We start from the raw sequence: 16,018 nt of genomic DNA on the forward strand, positions 1-16,018 counted from the left end.
GCCATGACCAAGTGCAACAAGTGCGGTGGCCACTTCATCACCCACCCGCACGAAATCGCCCGTCACTTCACCTGCGGCCTGTGCAACCCGCCCGCCCGCGCCGGCAAGGGCAAGGCCTCCGGCGCCATCCAGATGCACTGAGTGCGTGCCTTTTGTCACAAAGTCGCCCTGCAATGCACTTTCGGCTTCAAGTTTTGAGATGCGTCGCCGAAGAAACAGTCGGACGGTTTTGTGAAGGAAAGCGTCCTTGCTTGTCTCCTCCGCACTAGATCAGTGCTTTATCGCGGACCCCGATCAGGGTCCGCTTTTTTTCTTGGACCACCGCGTGCTTTTTCCATAAAGCGGGATGTGAAGTGAAAAAAAGCCATGGTCGTGGCCTTGTTCACTGCATCAAATGCGCCTCGCTGACCGAAGATGCACACATGATTCGATCTCAAGCTGAGCCATCATGTTCGTACTCATTGGTTATGTAGTCTGCCTGGGGTGCATCTTTGGCGCCTACATCATTCACGGTGGCAACATGAGCGTGATCATTCACGCCATGCCTACGGAAATGATGGCCATTGGTGGTGGCGCGATTGGCGCCTTTCTGGTGAACAACCAGCCCAAGACCGTCAAAGCGGTGTTGCGTAACTTTGGCCCCCTCTTCAAGGGCTCCAAGTACAGCAAGGATCGCTACATGGAATTGATGGCGATGCTCTTCGAGATCCTGCAGAAGGTTCGAAAAGAGGGCCTGATGTCCATTGAAAAGGACGTCGAGGATCCGCACAACTCTGCGCTGTTCAAAAAATACCCCGTGGTCGGCAGTGATCACCACGTGGTGGAGTTTGTCACGGACTATCTGCGCATGATGGTGTCCGGCAACCTGAATGCCCATGAGATCGAAACGCTCATGGACAACGAAATTGACACCCACCACCATGAAGGCCATCAACCGGTGGCTGCCGTGGCACGTCTGGCCGGCGCCCTGCCCGCCTTCGGTATCGTGGCGGCGGTGCTGGGCGTGGTGAACACCATGGGCTCGGTGGGCCAACCCCCCGCCGTGCTGGGGGGCATGATCGGCTCCGCGCTGGTGGGGACCTTCCTGGGGATTTTGCTGGCGTACGGCGTGGTGGAACCTCTGGGCGGCCTGATGGAGCAAAAGCTGGATGAAGGCACCAAGGAATTTCAGGTCGTAAAAACCGTACTATTGGCATCGATGCAGGGCTACGCCCCTCAAGTTGCCATCGAGTTTGGCCGTAAGGTGTTGTATTCCACCGAGCGACCCACGTTTGCCGAGCTGGAAGCTCACGTCAAGAAGAAGTAAGCCATGGCCGGTGATTCGAAGAAGGTCCAGCCGATCATCATCAAGCGCATCAAGAAGGGCGGCCACGCTGCCCACGGTGGTGCGTGGAAGATCGCCTATGCCGACTTCGTGACCGCCATGATGGCGTTCTTCCTGCTGATGTGGCTGTTGGGCTCCACCACGGAAGGCGACAAGAAGGGCATTGCCGACTACTTCAACAGCCCGCTGAAGGTGGCTTTCTTCGGGGGCTCCGGTGCCGGGGATGCCACGTCCATCATCAAGGGCGGTGGCAACAACCTGTCCGAATCCACCGGTCAGATGAAGAAGGGCCGCACATCCGAGACGGCCGAAGAAAAGATGAAGCGCAAGGCCATCCGCATGGAGCAGGCCCGCGCAGAGGCTGAACGCCTGCGCGTGCTGAAGCAACGCGTGGAAGAAGTCATCGCCAATGACGACCGTCTGGCCAAGTACAAAACGCAGATCCGCCTGGACCTGACCGCCGAAGGTCTGCGCATCCAGATCGTGGATGACCAGAGTCGCCCCATGTTTGCCAGTGGCTCTCCAGTGGTGGAGGGCTACATGCGCGACATCTTGCGTGCCATCGGCAGCGTCTTGCAGGAGGTGCCGAACCGGCTGACCATCGAGGGCCACACGGACGCCAAGCCATTCAGCGCGGGTGAACGGGGCTACAGCAACTGGGAGTTGTCGGCAGACCGCGCCAATGCCTCTCGCAGAGAGTTGATCGCGGGCGGCTTGTCGGGGGACAAGGTGCTGCGAGTCCAAGGGCTGGCGGCCAGCATGCTGTTCGAAAAGGAGCAGCCGGAAAGCCCCCTCAACCGGCGGATCAGCATCATCGTGATGAACCGGGAAGCCGAAGATCGCTTCTTTGACGCCGCCCGATCCGCGGCCATTGATGCCGAAGATGAAGAATTGGCAGCCAAGGAAGAGGCCGCAGCGGCGAAGGTCCAGGAACAGACCGACATAAAGCCCTCAAGACCGTCCATCACTGGCCGATAAACCATCAGCGACTGCGCGCAGCGGAGACTGCGCCATGATTTCTCACAAGGACGAGCCCATGAGCAAACCCACCGACATGAAGTTTCTCATCGTGGATGATTTTTCCACCATGCGCCGAATCGTTAGAGGCTTGCTGAAGGAAAGTGGCTACGTGAACGCCGAAGAAGCAGAAGACGGTGCCGTGGCACTGAACATGCTCAAGAACGGCAAGTTCGACTTCGTGGTCAGCGACATCAATATGCCGAACATGAATGGCTTTGAGTTGCTCAAGGCCATCAAGGCAGACGATGCACTGAAGCATCTTCCCGTCCTGATGGTGACGGCCGAAGCCAAAAAAGAAGACATCGTGCTGGCCGCCCAATCGGGTGCTGCGGGCTACATCGTCAAACCTTTCACCAAGGCCACCTTGGAAGAGAAGGTCGAAAAGATCATGCAGAAACTGGCCGCAGCGGCCTGAGCTTAGGGAGAGCAGCATGCAGGTCGATCTGCCCGATAACATGACGATGCCAGCGGCATCGCCTGAAATTTTCCAACAACTGGGTACGCTGACCCGTCAGCTGCACGACACCTTGAACATGCTCGGCGTTTTGCCGGGCCTGAAAAACAATGTCGACGACCTGCCTGATGCCCGCGCGCGTCTGAGCTACATCGCCACCAAGACGGCTGACGCCGCCGAGCGCGTTTTGAATCTGGTTGACGCGGCCAAAGCCGATCAAGAGCACATTGCGAGCGAAACACGCAAGCTGGCGGCCCTGATCACCGCCGACCCGGTCAAAGCTGTCGCCACAGGCGCCGTTTACAACTTTGTGCAAGACGTTGAGACCACAACTCACCGCGTCGACGCACACCTGACCGACATCATGATGGCGCAGGACTTCCATGATCTGACGGGTCAGGTGGTCGCCAAAGTGGTCAAGCTCGCCAATGACCTCGAAAGTCAGTTGGTCAAACTGCTGGTGCAGGCGGCCCCGCTGGATCAAGCCCACAAGGTTGAGGCAGCACTGACGCACAGCCCCGCACCGGGCGAAATCAAGCTCGAAGGCCCCGTGGTGAGCCCCGAAGGCCGCTCTGACGTGGTCAGCAATCAAAGCGAAGTCGACGATCTGTTGGCCAGCTTGGGCTTCTGATCTTCAGACTGGCAACAGCCATGCATGGCGATGCGGCAGTCAACTGCCCATCGCCATGATTTCTTTGACGGTGGCCAATTGGCGGCGCGAAACCGCCAGCCACTCACCGGTGGGGCGGATCTGCACAGCCCACACCTCGCCACCCTCCTCATCGTCAGGGTGTCGCGCCAAGGCCTTCATGGCCGCACGAGCGACCAGGGTGTTGCGGTGTACGCGAACAAATCGTGGCCCTAGCCGAGACTCCAGCTCGACCAACGATTCGCTGACCACCGCCGTCCGCTCGACGGCATGAAGGGTCACGACCTTCTGCTCCGCCTTGAAGTAGAGGATGTGTGCCAAAGGAATGCGCTCGACACGGCCGCGGTCTTGCACCACGAAGGCATCCCCTGGCTCGCGCAACTCCTCAGGGGGGCGAGATGCCAGCCAATGGCGCACCCGCGCCAACGAGGCATTCAGTCGCTCCACCCGAACGGGCTTGGTCAAATAGTCAACGGCTGCCACATCAAAAGCACGCACCGCGTGCTCGGCATGCGCTGTCACAAACACGACCGCAGGCGGTGTCCGCATGTCCCGCAGCCGTGCAGCCAGAACCATGCCGTCCAAACCGGGCATCTGAATGTCCAACAACACCATGTCGGGAGACTGCCCGAGGTCGTCTTGCTCGCGCAGCCACATCAACGCCGCGACCGACTCGCCAAACTCACCAACGACCTCGCAGGAGGCATCAGCCTGGCTCAAGAGGGTGCGCATGCGGGCTCGGGCCAAGGGCTCGTCATCGATCAGAACCACCTTCAGGCTGGCACTCATGCTGACGCCTCCGAAGGCAAGGGCAACACCATGCGAACCACATACACCGGCGGCTGACGACCATCGGTACTTTGCTGCAAGCGAGCGTCAAAATCGGCCACCACGTCATGCATCAACTTCAGTCGTTGACGCACATTGCGCAAAGCCATGCCATGCCCCTCGCGGCCCTGCAGCGGCAGTTGCAAGGGCACCGAGTTGCTGACCGTCAACACGACCTGTCCGGCTTGCACCCCGGCCCTCACCGCGATCCAGCCACCTTGCGGATCCACCTCAATGCCGTGATGCACGGCGTTCTCGACCAAGGGCTGTAAAACCAGGGCAGGCACTTTGGCGCCGCCTGCGGCTTCGTCCACATCCCAGCGAACTTTCATCCGCTCACCAAAGCGAAGGGCTTCAATGTCGAGGTACCGCTTTGCCAGCGACACCTCCTCACGCAGGGTGGACATCGAGGACGGGGACTGCAAGGCTTGCCTGAACAACTCCGCCAAGTCCTCCAGCACACGCTCGGCGCGCTGTGGATCAATCTGCACCAACGCAATGGCCGTGTTCAGGGTGTTGAACAAGAAGTGAGGCCGAATGCGCGCTTGCAACTCGGCCAAGCGTGCGGTGGCATGGGCAGGCACGACGCTGCGCGCGCGATGACGCAGCCACCCGAGCGCCAGCGCCGACAGCGCGGCCCCGGTCATCATCGCGGACACCTGTGGCCAGCCCGTCAAGGCGCGCTCACCGATCAGATATTCATTGAGCAAGGCCCCGCCATACTGCGCCAAGCCACCCGCGATGGCCCCCAACGCCAACGCCACACACGTTTGCATCCAATCTGACAGCGTGTTGACCCAACGCTTGCCGGCACATGCCACCACCAGCCAGAACAAACTGGCGGACAAGGTCACCACCGCGACCTGCGACCACCGATTGAAGGCATCCCCCGCAGAGGCGGCTTGAACGGACACAGCCAGCGCCACCACCGCCTGGACACCCAGCACCACCCGCAACACCACCCCGACGTGACACACATCGAATGGCGAGCCCGACACGGGCGAAGACAGGCCATTTGACCCAGCTTGTGCATCAAGCTGGGTCGATCCGAAGGACGTAGACGGCGGCAACTCATTAAAATCCATGGTTTGCACATTTTGCGTGAGAAGCGCGCTGCCGGATACACCCATGAGCACCAACCAACTCGACAAGAAGTCCCAGGCCTGGTCGGCCCTGTTTTCCGAGCCGATGAGCGAGCTGGTCAAGCGCTACACCGCCAGCGTCTTCTTCGACAAGCGCCTGTGGGCCGCTGACATCCAGGGTTCCCTGGCCCACGCCGAAATGCTGCAAGCCCAAGGCCTGATCTCGGCCTCGGACTGGGAGGCCATTCAAAAGGGCATGGCTCAGATCCGCTCGGAGATCGAGGCAGGCACCTTCGAATGGAAGCTGGATCTGGAAGACGTCCACCTGAACATCGAAGCCCGCCTGACCCAATTGGTCGGGGACGCCGGCAAGCGCCTGCACACCGGACGCTCGCGCAACGACCAGGTCGCCACCGACGTGCGCCTGTGGCTGCGCGGCGAGATCGACGAAATCGGCGTGCTGCTGATCGAGCTGCAAAAAGCCCTGGTGGATGTGGCCGAGCAAAACGCCGACACCATCCTGCCCGGGTTCACCCACCTGCAAGTAGCCCAGCCCGTGGCCTTTGGTCACCACCTGCTGGCCTATGTGGAAATGTTTGCCCGTGACGCCGAGCGCATGATCGACCTGCGCAAGCGCGTGAACCGCCTGCCGCTGGGCTCGGCCGCTTTGGCCGGCACCAGCTACCCCTTGGACCGCGAGCGTGTGGCCCGCACTCTGGGCTTCGAAGCTGTCTGCCAGAACAGCCTGGACGGCGTGTCCGACCGCGACTTCGCCATCGAGTTCACCGCCGCAGCCTCCCTGCTGATGGTGCACGTATCTCGCCTGAGCGAAGAGCTGATCCTTTGGATGAGCCAATCGTTCGGCTTCATCGATCTGGCTGACCGCTTCTGCACCGGCTCGTCGATCATGCCCCAGAAGAAGAACCCCGACGTGCCCGAACTGGCGCGCGGCAAGACCGGCCGCGTGGTGGGCCACCTGATGGGCCTGATCACCCTGATGAAGGGCCAGCCCCTGGCCTACAACAAGGACAACCAGGAAGACAAGGAGCCCTTGTTCGACACGGTCGACACCCTGAAGGACACCCTGCGCATCTTCGCCGAAATGGCTGCTGGCATCACCGTCAAGCCCGAAGCCATGGAGCGCGCCGCCAAGAAGGGCTACGCCACCGCCACAGACTTGGCCGACTACCTGGTGAAGAAGGGCCTGCCCTTCCGTGACGCCCACGAAGTCGTGGCCCACGCCGTGAAGGACGCCATCGCGGCGGGCGTGGACCTGTCGGAACTGCCACTGGACAAGCTCCAGGCCTACAACCCTGCCATTGAACAGGATGTGTACGAGGTGCTGAGCCTGCGCGGCTCGCTGAACGCGCGCAACATTCTGGGTGGCACTGCGCCCGAGCAAGTGCGCGCCCAGGTGGCCCGCCACCGCGCTCGTCTGGCCTGATCCGCACCGGTTGGCAATGGCAAGGGGCATGCGCCCCCTTGCGCCAACGCAAAACCCTGCTGCGCACGGCCAGATACCCTCTGCGTCCGATGTGAACCTTGGCCCGTCGCGGCCCCGAGAAGGACTTTCTGATGTCGAGCTTTACCTGGTCCGAAGAGATGGCACTGGACCTGCCCGCCATTGATCACCTGCACACCGAGTGCACGGACCTGATCAATGCTGTCATCGCGGCCAGCGATGCCGACCTGCTGCCAGCCTGGGACAAGCTGATCGCGCACACGGCGGAGCACTTTGCACAAGAAGACCGCTGGATGCAGGACACGGGCTTTGCACCCAACAACTGCCACAGCTCCCAGCACGCCATCGTGCTGAAGATCATGCGCGAAGGCGCCGAGAAAGGCGCCAACGGTGACTTGAGCATCGTGCGCCAAATGGCGCAAGAACTGACCTTGTGGCTGCCTCATCACATTGACGCGATGGATGCCGGCTTGGTCATGCACCTGCGCAACGTGGGCTACAACACCGAAACCGGTGAAATCACTGCTCCAGAGGCTCTGCCAGAAACCACCCTGACCAGTTGCAGCGTGGAGCCTTGCGACGACCACGCCTGACGTCGGTCCCGACCAAGCAAAAGCCCTCGGCACAGTGATGTGCACGAGGGCTTTTTCATGGGCCACGCTGCGCACCCATGCGCAGCAGTTTGGACGCCTCAGTCCACCAATTGCGCGCGGCGTGCGCGCACCGATTGCTCGATGCCTTCGGCATCCAGCCCGCACAGCGACAGCAACTTGGCCGGCTCACCATGCTCGACAAACTCGTCCGGCAAACCCAAGATCATCAACGGGGTGTTCAGGCCAGCGGCAGCCAAAGCCTCGGCCACGGCCGAGCCAGCACCGCCCTGCACGCAGCCCTCTTCCACCGTGACCAGCAGGTCGTGGTTGCGTGCCACGTCCAGCAGCAGATCGGTGTCCAGCGGCTTCACAAAGCGCATGTTGACCACCGTGGCGTCCAACGCCTCGCCAGCCTGCAGCGCCGGATACAGCAAAGTACCAAAGGCCAGAATGGCCACACGCTTGCCGGGCACGGTTTCGTGCGACTGGCGACGGACCTCACCCTTGCCCCAAGGCAGCGGCGTCAGATCAGACGGAATGGGCGTCCCCACGCCGGCGCCACGCGGATAACGCACGCACACCGGATGGCTCTGCGCGTAGGCTGCGCTCAAGGCCTGACGGCACTCGGCCTCGTCCGCCGGCGCGATCATGCTCATATTGGGAATGCAGCGCACGAAGGCGATGTCAAACGCCCCCATGTGCGTGGCGCCATCGGCCCCCACGATGCCAGCGCGATCCAGCGCAAACACCACGGGCAGGTTCTGCAAGGCCACATCGTGGATCAACTGATCGTAGCCACGCTGGAGGAAGGTCGAGTAAATGGCCACGACCGGCTTGAGCCCTTCACAGGCCAGGCCCCCGGCAAACGTCACCGCGTGTTGCTCGGCGATGCCCACATCGAAATAGCGTGACGGGAATTTCTGGTGGAACTCCACCATGCCCGAGCCTTCACGCATGGCTGGCGTGATCGCCACCAGACGCGAATCGTTCGCAGCCATGTCACACAGCCATTGACCAAACACCTGGGTGAAGGTCGGCTTGGGTGGGGTGGCGGGCGTGGCCTTCACCAAGCCCACTGCCGGATCGAACTTACCCGGGCCATGGTACGAAATCGGATCGGCTTCGGCCAGTTTGTAGCCATAGCCTTTTTTGGTCACCACGTGCAGGAACTGCGGGCCCCCTCGGTCACGCAGGTTTTCCAGCGTGGGGATCAGCGAATCCAGATCGTGCCCATCAATCGGGCCCACGTAGTTGAAACCGAACTCTTCAAAGATGGTGCCCGGCACCACCATGCCCTTGGCATGCTCTTCAAACCGCTTGGCCAACTCGAACAAGGGCGGCGCGTGACGCAGCACTTCCTTGGCGCTTTCGCGCGCAGCGGCGTAGAAACGCCCCGACATCAGGCGCGCCAGATGTCGATTGAGTGCCCCCACCGGCGGCGAAATCGACATGTCGTTGTCGTTGAGCACCACCAGCATGTCGGGCATCTTGCCGTCGTGTGGCACACCGGCGTTGTTCATGGCTTCAAACGCCATGCCAGCAGTCATGGCGCCATCGCCAATGATGGCCACGGCCTTGCGCTTTTCCCCCCGCAGTTGCGCCCCCAGGGCCATGCCCAGCGCCGCCGAGATCGAGGTCGACGAGTGCGCGGTGCCGAAGGTGTCGTACTCGCTCTCATCACGGCGGGGAAACCCGCTCATGCCACCGAACTGACGCAAGGAGGGCATGCGGTCGCGGCGACCGGTCAGGATCTTGTGAGGATAGGTCTGGTGCCCCACGTCCCACACCAGGCGATCATCCGGCGTGTTGAAAACGTAGTGCAAGGCGATCGTCAGCTCCACCGTCCCCAGGTTGGACGACAAATGCCCGCCCGTGCGAGACACGCTGTGCAGCAGGTAATCGCGCAGCTCGGTCGCTAGCTGTTTGAGCTCAGTCCGGGACAGGTGCCGAATGTCGGCGGGCTTGTCGATCCTGGACAGCAAGGGGTAACTCATGGTGGGCATCCTCAGGGGATCAATTCGGTGTGTCAGTGATCGCGGTGAACGATCCGGTCCGCCAAGGCGGCCAAGGGGGCGGTAGCCTGCTCGGACAGACCACTGCGCGCCAGCGCATCGTGGGCCTGTGTCAGCAAGTCCGCCGCTTCCTGCCGGGCCCCTTCGAGACCCAACAGGCTGACATAAGTGGGTTTGTTGGCATCGGCATCCTTGCCCGCCGTCTTGCCCAAGGTTTCAGACCCTTGGGTGGCATCGAGCACGTCGTCGACGATCTGGAAAGCCAGGCCCATGGCATGGCCATACGCCGTCAGCGCCTGCCACGCGGCACTGTCGGCCTGCAGGCCGCCGCACGCTGCGCCCATCTGGACACTGGCTTGCAACAAGGCGCCCGTTTTGCGCTGGTGCATGTCGCGCAAGGTCTGCTCGTCCAGCGCACGGCCCACACTGGCCAAGTCAATCGCCTGACCACCCGCCATGCCCGACTGCCCCGACGCGCGAGCCAGCAAGCGCACCAGCCGGGCTTGCAATGCAGGCGCCACGCCAGCACCCTCGCCCACGTCCGGCGTCAGCACCTCAAAGGCCAAGGCTTGCATGGCGTCGCCCGCCAGCATGGCCTGCGCCTCGCCAAACGCCACATGCACGGTGGGCTTGCCTCGACGCAGCACGTCGTTGTCCATGCAGGGCATGTCGTCATGCACCAGCGAATAGGCATGAATCAGCTCGACCGCGCAGGCGGCACGCAAGGCCGCCTCGCCCCCAGCTGGCGAGGCCAGTGCCCCCACCGCTTGGGCGGCCGCCTGCACCAGCAAGGCGCGCAAACGCTTGCCGCCTTCCAGCACGCCATAGCGCATGGCCTCACCCAGGCCTGCAGGCGCCGACACCGGCACCCACGCACTCAGCGCCGTTTCCACGCGGGCCAGCACGTCGTCTGACCAGTTCTTGAATCCTTCGGGGCTCATGCCGCATCCCACGGTTTGACCTGCCCATCTTCCAGCAGCTTGACCTGCTCTTCCACGGCCTGCAGACGATCACGGCAGAACTGCAGCAATGCTGCGCCACGCTGATAGCTGCTCAACAACTGTTCCAGCGGCAAGGCGCCCGACTCCATCTGAGCGACGAGTTGCTCAAGCTCAGCCAGCGCCTCCTCATAGGTGGCGGGCAAAGTGGGTGCGGCAGCTGCGCCTGTTTTGGCAGAAGTTTTAGCCATGTGCGGGCCTGAGAAGCTTCGTCAGGGAAGTTTGCGGGCAAACGCGTATTCTATTTCGGTTGACCTGCCTCATACCCACGCGAGCAGGCAGGGCTACCCCAACCCCCCCCCCTAAGGGTACAATCTCGGGTTCCCCCGAACATGATCGCGCACCGACATGGCGCCTGACGCACCATGCCGGATACTGCCTCACGGCTGTGTTCCAGCGACCGGATTCGAGGGCATCGCCCCCCAATCAAGACATTGGGGATTCATCCAAGACCTTGGGTCGGGCCATGCCTGTGCTGTGCCGCCAAGGTGGGTTGACATTGGTTTTTGGAGATCCTGGGGATCATGTCCGACCTGAGTAACGCGCTCAACTCTCTTCAACGCAGCCACTCTCAGCTGCCTGTGTCCGTCTACTTTGACGAATCACTCTATAAGGAGGAGCTTGAACGCATCTTTCAGTCCGGTCCTCGCTACCTGGGCCACGCACTGAGCGTGCCTGAGGTAGGCGACTACTATGCACTGCCCCAGGAAAACGAAGGCCGTGCGCTCGTGCGCACGCCGGATGGCATCGAACTGATCTCCAACATCTGCCGCCACCGTCAGGCGGTGATGCTCAAAGGTCGCGGCAACAGCAAGCACAACATCGTGTGCCCGCTGCACCGCTGGACCTACAGCCACAAGGGCGAACTGATCGGTGCCCCGCACTTCGACCATGATCCCTGCCTGAACCTCAACAACTACAAGGTCCGCAACTGGAACGGCTTGCTGTTTGAGGACAATGGCCGCGACATCGCTGCAGATCTGGCTGGCATCGATGCCCGCTTCAAACCCGGCGGTGATCTGGACTTCAGCGGCTACGTGCTCGACCACGTTGAATTGCACGAGTGCAACTACAACTGGAAGACCTTCATCGAGGTGTACCTCGAGGACTACCACGTGGGCCCCTTCCACCCCGGCTTGGGCAATTTCGTCACCTGCGACGATCTGCGCTGGGACATGGCCAAGGAATACTCGGTGCAAACCGTGGGCGTGGCGTCGACGTTCGACAAGCCGGGCTCCGACGTGTACAAGAAGTGGCGCGAAGTGCTGCTCAAGTACCGCGGCGGGCAAAAGCCAACCCAAGGTGCCGTGTGGCTGACCTACTACCCCACCATGATGGTCGAGTGGTATCCGCACGTGCTGGTGGTATCGAACATGTACCCGATGGGGCCACAAAAGGCCCTCAATGTGGTCGAGTTCTACTACCCCGAAGAAATCGCCGCGTTCGAGCGCGAGTTCATCGAGGCACAGCGCGCAGCCTACATGGAGACCTGCATCGAGGACGATGAAATCGGTGAACGCATGGACGCCGGTCGCAAAGCTCTGATGCTGCGCGGTGAAAACGAAGTGGGCCCCTACCAAAGCCCCATGGAAGATGGCATGCAACACTTTCACGAGTGGTATCGCCGCGTGATGAACTTCAAGGACTGACCCAGCCCTCCGCCATCCAAGCCGCCCTCGGGCGGCTTTTTCTATCCATGACCCAGCCTCGCGTCTCCCCCTACATCCAGATGGTGATGGCCACCCTGCTGTTTGCCTGCATGGGGGTTTGCGTGAAGTTCGCGTCCAACGACTTCGGCACTGCCGCCGTTGTGGCCGCCCGAGGCTGCGTGGGCGCGGTGATCATGTCCGTCATCGCCCTGAGTGCCGCCACCAGCCTGCGCACGCGCGTGCCCATGCTGCATGTCAAGCGCGGCCTGGCGGGCGTGGCAGCCTTGTCCATGTGGTTCTATGCCATGGGGCAATTGCCCTTGGCCACCTCGGTCACCCTCAACTACATGTCGTCGGTGTGGATGGTCGTGTTCCTCATCGTTCAGGCATTGTTTTTAGGCGGACGACGGGTGGACCTGCGCATCGTGGCCGCCATCGCCGTGGGCTTCATGGGCGTCGCACTGGTCCTTCACCCCACCATCAACCGCGACCAGATGTGGGCAGGCTTGTGCGGCCTGTGCTCCGGCATGCTGGCCGCCACGGCCTATCTGCAAGTGACCGCACTGGGACGCGCCGGCGAGCCGGAAATTCGTGTGGTGTTTTATTTCTCGCTGATGGGGGCCGTACTGGGTGCCGCCTTGTGGCTGATCCCCGGCCAGTCCAACCCCACTGCGCTGGCGAACATCCCTTTGACATCATGGCTTGCCTTGCTGGGGGTCGGCGTCTTTGCCACCATCGCACAATTGCTGATGACCCGAGCCTATTCGCAAGGCAACACGCTGGTGATTGCCAACCTGCAGTACTTGGGCATCGTCCATGCCGGCCTGTTTGGCACTTGGCTGTTTGACGAGACCCTCAAATGGGATGCCGTCATCGGCATGCTGCTGATCGTGGCCTCCGGCATGGTGTCCACGCGCCTGAAGTCGGCGTCCTCGACACCCTCACCATCGACCAAATAAGTGAGACAGCCGTCAGGGCTTGACCTGCACTTGGCTGGCGCTCTGCGCGGCATGGTCTGCCGGCGCGTCAGCGTGTTCGTGGTGGCCATGCGCATCGTGTTCGTCGTGCAACTTGCCCACGATGGTTGCAATCATGCCCAGCCCAATCGCCAGCCAGACAATCTGCAGCGCCGTATCCCGGCCATTCAAGCGCTTTTGCAATTGCGGAATCAAATCGGCCACAGCCACGTAGATGAAACTGCTCGCAGCCAGCACCATCATGTAGGGCAAATAGTCCTGCCAAGGCCCGATCAGGAAGTAGCCCAGCACACCGCCCACCACGGCCGCCAGGCCTGACAGTGCGTTGTACGCCAGCGCCCGCATGCGCGAAAAGCCCGCATTGATCAGCACGATGTAATCGCCCACCTCCTGCGGAATCTCGTGCGCAATGATGGCCAGCGCCGTCACCACACCCAACTGCTGATCGGCCAGGAACGACGCGGCGATCAGCACCCCGTCACAGAAGTTGTGAATGCTGTCACCCACCAGCACACTCCAGCCGCCGCGGCCAGCCTGCTCGGCATCAAAGCCGTGGTGGTGATCGTGGTGGTCATGCTCATGGTGATGCCCATGGCGATACAGCTCCGCCTTTTCCAGCAGGAAGAAAAACAGCAGCCCACCCAGCAAGGTCATGAACAAGCCGTGCGGCGCCTTGCCCGAATCAAACGCCTCGGGCAACACATGCAACAAGGCCGTCCCGAGCAGCACACCGGTCGACAAACTCACCAGATGTCGAACGATCAAACCCAACAAAGGGGCAGACAGGGCTGCGGCCAGCAGCACCGAAACCAGGCCACCAATGAAGGTCGCCAGCACGATGGATAACAAGGTCATTTGACGATCTTAGCAATGCTGTCAACAACCCATGCCCCCTGTCACGCAAACCATAGACAATACCGGGCTATGGACACCATGCTGAGCGCCAAGTCGGCCAAGAAAACCTCTCCGGGGCTGGATCGCAGCCGTCAATCCGAATTGCTGGCAGCCATCGACATCGGCTCCAACAGTGCACGACTGGAAATCGGCACCATCACCAAGGGTCGATACAAGCGCGTCGACTACCTCAAGGAAATGGTGCGCCTGGGAGGCGGTCTCGATAGCCACGGCATGCTGACCGAAGAGGCCATGCAGCGCGGTTTGGCCTGCCTGGCTCGCTTTGCACAACGACTCAAAGGCTTTGAACCCTGGCAAGTCCGCGCCGTGGCCACGCAAACCCTGCGCGAAGCCCGCAACCGCGATGCTTTTCTGCAGCGCGCCAACCGCGTGCTGGGCCACCCGATCGAAGTGATTGCCGGCCGCGAAGAAGCGCGCCTGATTTACCAGGGCGTGGCTCGACTGCAACCCAGCGAACTGCCCCGTCTGGTCATTGACATTGGCGGCCGTTCGACCGAAATGATCTTGGGCCAGGGCCGCACCGCACTGACCAAGGAATCATTCAGCGTCGGTAGCGTGAGCCTGTCCCTGCAGCACTTTCCGCAAGGCCGCTTCACCGCAGAGGCCTTCCGCTCCGCACAAATTGCGGCAGGCGCCGAATTGGAAGAGGCGCTTACCTTGTTTGACCGCAGTGCCTGGCAAGAGGCGCTGGGCTCGTCCGGCACCGTGGGGGCTGTTTCACAAATTCTGGTGGCCAACGGCATCACCGACGGCAGCATCACCCCTGACAGCCTGCGCTGGTGCATTGAGCGCTGCATGGAAGCCGGCTCGGCCGATCTGCTGAATCTGCCTGGCCTGAAGGCCGAGCGCAAAGCGGTCTTGGGGGGCGGCCTGTCTATCCTCTACACCTTGGCGATGCACTTCGACATCGAAGCCTTGCGCCCGGCCAAGGGGGCCTTGCGCCAAGGGGTGATCTTCGACCTGGAAGAGCGCCACGAAGCCGCTCGCAATCACCGCGCCCTGGATCCCCGTGATGCCTCGGTGCGCGAACTTCAGCAACGTTTCCGGGTGGACAAAGTCCATGGCGAGCGCATCCGGGCTCGCGCGCTGTCGTTGTGGCAAAGCCTGGCAGACCCTTCCGCGGCCACAGACGGTGAGCACACGCGTGAACTGGGATGGGCCAGTGCCCTCCACGAAATCGGCATGATGGTGTCGCACCACGACCACCACCGACACAGCGCCTACCTGCTCGGTCACGTCGACGCGGCAGGCTTTTCGCAATCCCAGCAACGTCGCTTGGCGGCCTTGGTCTTGGGGCAGCGCGGCGAACTGATCAAATTGGCTGAGCACATGCACGACACCGCACTGATGTCGCAAGTGCTGTGCTTGCGACTGGCCATCATCCTGCATCACGCACGGATCGATCTGTCAGCCGAAACGGCCAGCCTGCAACGTGGCCGCAACAAGGTGCATCTCAAACTGAACAAGCGCTGGGCAAACCAGAATCCCCGCACGCTCCACCTGCTCGACGAAGAGTGCCGCCGATGGAGCGCTCAGGGCAACCGCCAACTGAGCCTCATGCTCACTTGAGGCCCATGGCCTTTTTGTAGGCCTTGGCCCACATGGGGTGCCCCGCCTCAGCCTTGCTCAGCGCAAAAGATGGGTCTGCCGTTTTCGCGGCCTTGAACGCAGCCAAACACTGCGCCTCCCGCTTGCTGGTGCAGTAAATAAACGCCAGATGTTTGTGCGCCTTGGCCGTGTCACTTGGCACAGCCAGGCCTGCCTTCAGCGCGGCTTTCAACTGCGATTCAGCCTGACCATATTGGCCGGCTTGATACGCCTTCACGCCTTGCGCCAAGGCAGCCTCAGCGGGCGGTGTCGCGCGAGCAGGCTCAGACGCCGCAGACGCAGGCGACGCACTGGATGCCACAGCTGAGGCCACCACAGAAGGTGGATGCGGCACATCAGCAGCGGGCACGGCCGGCTTGGTCGCGCAACCTGTCATCCACACCGCGCCCAAAACGAGCACGGCCCGAACAACCTGCCACGCCGAGACAGATGAACACAACTTCATAG

The 16,018-nt window shown here is 61.8% G+C and carries 17 protein-coding genes; 10 read left to right on the top strand and 7 right to left on the bottom strand.

The features are described 5' to 3' along the window. From ACMV18_RS11025 to ACMV18_RS11045, 5 genes are all read left to right on the top strand, one after another. A partial coding sequence (locus tag ACMV18_RS11025) for a FlhC family transcriptional regulator (protein ID WP_420817594.1) occupies positions 1 to 141 on the top strand: 141 nt, incomplete at its 5' end. A gap of 307 nt (positions 142 to 448) precedes the next feature. Continuing rightward, positions 449 to 1,306, top strand: a complete 858-nt coding sequence (motA, locus tag ACMV18_RS11030; RefSeq protein ID WP_420817882.1) for a flagellar motor stator protein MotA — start codon at positions 449 to 451, stop codon at positions 1,304 to 1,306. Between the two features lie 3 nt (positions 1,307 to 1,309). Next, complete coding sequence (gene motB / locus ACMV18_RS11035; protein WP_374259268.1) at positions 1,310 to 2,302, top strand: flagellar motor protein MotB; 993 nt, start codon at positions 1,310 to 1,312, stop codon at positions 2,300 to 2,302. A gap of 58 nt (positions 2,303 to 2,360) precedes the next feature. Further along, entirely contained in the window at positions 2,361 to 2,759 is a 399-nt protein-coding gene (gene cheY / locus ACMV18_RS11040; protein ID WP_374259276.1) for a chemotaxis response regulator CheY, read from the top strand. A 16-nt stretch (positions 2,760 to 2,775) separates the two neighbouring features. Then, a complete protein-coding gene (locus tag ACMV18_RS11045; RefSeq protein WP_374259269.1) occupies positions 2,776 to 3,429 on the top strand; it encodes a protein phosphatase CheZ in 654 nt (217 codons plus the stop codon). 39 nt (positions 3,430 to 3,468) lie between these two features. Here ACMV18_RS11045 and ACMV18_RS11050 read toward each other — a convergent pair whose 3' ends face one another. Together ACMV18_RS11050 and ACMV18_RS11055 are read right to left on the bottom strand one after the other, a co-directional pair. Further along, on the bottom strand, positions 3,469 to 4,236 hold the full coding sequence (locus tag ACMV18_RS11050) for a LytR/AlgR family response regulator transcription factor (protein WP_420817883.1): 768 nt from the start codon (positions 4,234 to 4,236) through the stop codon (positions 3,469 to 3,471). Then, a complete protein-coding gene (locus tag ACMV18_RS11055) occupies positions 4,233 to 5,360 on the bottom strand; it encodes a sensor histidine kinase (RefSeq protein WP_420817884.1) in 1,128 nt (375 codons plus the stop codon). The genes ACMV18_RS11050 and ACMV18_RS11055 overlap by 4 nt, the downstream gene beginning before the upstream one ends. Before the next feature lie 43 nt (positions 5,361 to 5,403). Here ACMV18_RS11055 and argH point away from each other — a divergent pair, with 43 nt between their 5' ends. Further along, complete coding sequence (gene argH, locus ACMV18_RS11060) at positions 5,404 to 6,801, top strand: argininosuccinate lyase (RefSeq protein WP_420817885.1); 1,398 nt, start codon at positions 5,404 to 5,406, stop codon at positions 6,799 to 6,801. A gap of 131 nt (positions 6,802 to 6,932) precedes the next feature. Next, complete coding sequence (locus ACMV18_RS11065) at positions 6,933 to 7,412, top strand: hemerythrin domain-containing protein (protein ID WP_420817886.1); 480 nt, start codon at positions 6,933 to 6,935, stop codon at positions 7,410 to 7,412. A gap of 98 nt (positions 7,413 to 7,510) precedes the next feature. On the opposite strand, the gene dxs is transcribed toward ACMV18_RS11065, so the two are convergent. The 3 genes from dxs to ACMV18_RS11080 are packed head-to-tail and all read right to left on the bottom strand — an operon-like array spanning position 7,511 to position 10,613. Further along, the gene (gene dxs, locus ACMV18_RS11070; protein ID WP_420817887.1) at positions 7,511 to 9,415 is read right to left on the bottom strand and encodes a 1-deoxy-D-xylulose-5-phosphate synthase; all 1,905 of its coding nucleotides are present in this window, start codon (positions 9,413 to 9,415) and stop codon (positions 7,511 to 7,513) included. A 23-nt stretch (positions 9,416 to 9,438) separates the two neighbouring features. After that, positions 9,439 to 10,365, bottom strand: coding sequence for a polyprenyl synthetase family protein (locus tag ACMV18_RS11075; RefSeq protein ID WP_420817888.1), 927 nt, complete (start codon positions 10,363 to 10,365; stop codon positions 9,439 to 9,441). Then, entirely contained in the window at positions 10,362 to 10,613 is a 252-nt protein-coding gene (locus tag ACMV18_RS11080) for an exodeoxyribonuclease VII small subunit (protein WP_374255966.1), read from the bottom strand. The genes ACMV18_RS11075 and ACMV18_RS11080 overlap by 4 nt, the downstream gene beginning before the upstream one ends. A gap of 333 nt (positions 10,614 to 10,946) precedes the next feature. Here ACMV18_RS11080 and ACMV18_RS11085 point away from each other — a divergent pair, with 333 nt between their 5' ends. Further along, positions 10,947 to 12,071, top strand: a complete 1,125-nt coding sequence (locus tag ACMV18_RS11085) for an aromatic ring-hydroxylating oxygenase subunit alpha (protein ID WP_420817889.1) — start codon at positions 10,947 to 10,949, stop codon at positions 12,069 to 12,071. Between the two features lie 47 nt (positions 12,072 to 12,118). Further along, complete coding sequence (locus tag ACMV18_RS11090; protein WP_420817890.1) at positions 12,119 to 13,030, top strand: DMT family transporter; 912 nt, start codon at positions 12,119 to 12,121, stop codon at positions 13,028 to 13,030. A 12-nt stretch (positions 13,031 to 13,042) separates the two neighbouring features. Here the strand turns inward: ACMV18_RS11090 and ACMV18_RS11095 are convergent, their stop codons facing one another. Continuing rightward, positions 13,043 to 13,903, bottom strand: a complete 861-nt coding sequence (locus ACMV18_RS11095) for a ZIP family metal transporter (RefSeq protein ID WP_420817891.1) — start codon at positions 13,901 to 13,903, stop codon at positions 13,043 to 13,045. Between the two features lie 69 nt (positions 13,904 to 13,972). On the opposite strand from ACMV18_RS11095, the gene ACMV18_RS11100 reads away from it, so the two are divergent. After that, complete coding sequence (locus ACMV18_RS11100) at positions 13,973 to 15,532, top strand: exopolyphosphatase (protein WP_420817892.1); 1,560 nt, start codon at positions 13,973 to 13,975, stop codon at positions 15,530 to 15,532. Here the strand turns inward: ACMV18_RS11100 and ACMV18_RS11105 are convergent. Beyond that, positions 15,525 to 16,016 carry a TssQ family T6SS-associated lipoprotein gene (locus ACMV18_RS11105; RefSeq protein ID WP_420817893.1) on the bottom strand — a complete coding sequence of 164 codons (492 nt, stop codon included), beginning with the start codon at positions 16,014 to 16,016 and terminating at the stop codon, positions 15,525 to 15,527. The two genes, ACMV18_RS11100 and ACMV18_RS11105, sit on opposite strands and share 8 nt — an antisense overlap. Between the last annotated feature and the right edge of the window lie 2 nt (positions 16,017 to 16,018).

Source organism: Aquabacterium sp. (assembly GCF_048860245.1).
Classification (GTDB): domain Bacteria; phylum Pseudomonadota; class Gammaproteobacteria; order Burkholderiales; family Burkholderiaceae_C; genus Aquabacterium.

Bases quoted from the DNA above. Each gene is read 5' to 3' on its own strand.
- motB (WP_374259268.1), top strand. From the start codon at position 1,310: ATGGCCGGTGATTCGAAGAAGGTCCAGCCGATCATCATCAAGCGCATC.
- ACMV18_RS11045 (WP_374259269.1), top strand. From the start codon at position 2,776: ATGCAGGTCGATCTGCCCGATAACATGACGATGCCAGCGGCATCGCCT.
- ACMV18_RS11055 (WP_420817884.1), bottom strand. From the start codon at position 5,360: ATGGATTTTAATGAGTTGCCGCCGTCTACGTCCTTCGGATCGACCCAG.
- ACMV18_RS11105 (WP_420817893.1), bottom strand. From the start codon at position 16,016: ATGAAGTTGTGTTCATCTGTCTCGGCGTGGCAGGTTGTTCGGGCCGTG.
- argH (WP_420817885.1), top strand. From the start codon at position 5,404: ATGAGCACCAACCAACTCGACAAGAAGTCCCAGGCCTGGTCGGCCCTG.
- dxs (WP_420817887.1), bottom strand. From the start codon at position 9,415: ATGCCCACCATGAGTTACCCCTTGCTGTCCAGGATCGACAAGCCCGCC.
- cheY (WP_374259276.1), top strand. From the start codon at position 2,361: ATGAGCAAACCCACCGACATGAAGTTTCTCATCGTGGATGATTTTTCC.
- ACMV18_RS11100 (WP_420817892.1), top strand. From the start codon at position 13,973: ATGGACACCATGCTGAGCGCCAAGTCGGCCAAGAAAACCTCTCCGGGG.
- ACMV18_RS11080 (WP_374255966.1), bottom strand. From the start codon at position 10,613: ATGGCTAAAACTTCTGCCAAAACAGGCGCAGCTGCCGCACCCACTTTG.
- ACMV18_RS11095 (WP_420817891.1), bottom strand. From the start codon at position 13,903: ATGACCTTGTTATCCATCGTGCTGGCGACCTTCATTGGTGGCCTGGTT.
- ACMV18_RS11065 (WP_420817886.1), top strand. From the start codon at position 6,933: ATGTCGAGCTTTACCTGGTCCGAAGAGATGGCACTGGACCTGCCCGCC.
- ACMV18_RS11090 (WP_420817890.1), top strand. From the start codon at position 12,119: ATGACCCAGCCTCGCGTCTCCCCCTACATCCAGATGGTGATGGCCACC.
- ACMV18_RS11050 (WP_420817883.1), bottom strand. From the start codon at position 4,236: ATGAGTGCCAGCCTGAAGGTGGTTCTGATCGATGACGAGCCCTTGGCC.
- motA (WP_420817882.1), top strand. From the start codon at position 449: ATGTTCGTACTCATTGGTTATGTAGTCTGCCTGGGGTGCATCTTTGGC.
- ACMV18_RS11085 (WP_420817889.1), top strand. From the start codon at position 10,947: ATGTCCGACCTGAGTAACGCGCTCAACTCTCTTCAACGCAGCCACTCT.
- ACMV18_RS11075 (WP_420817888.1), bottom strand. From the start codon at position 10,365: ATGAGCCCCGAAGGATTCAAGAACTGGTCAGACGACGTGCTGGCCCGC.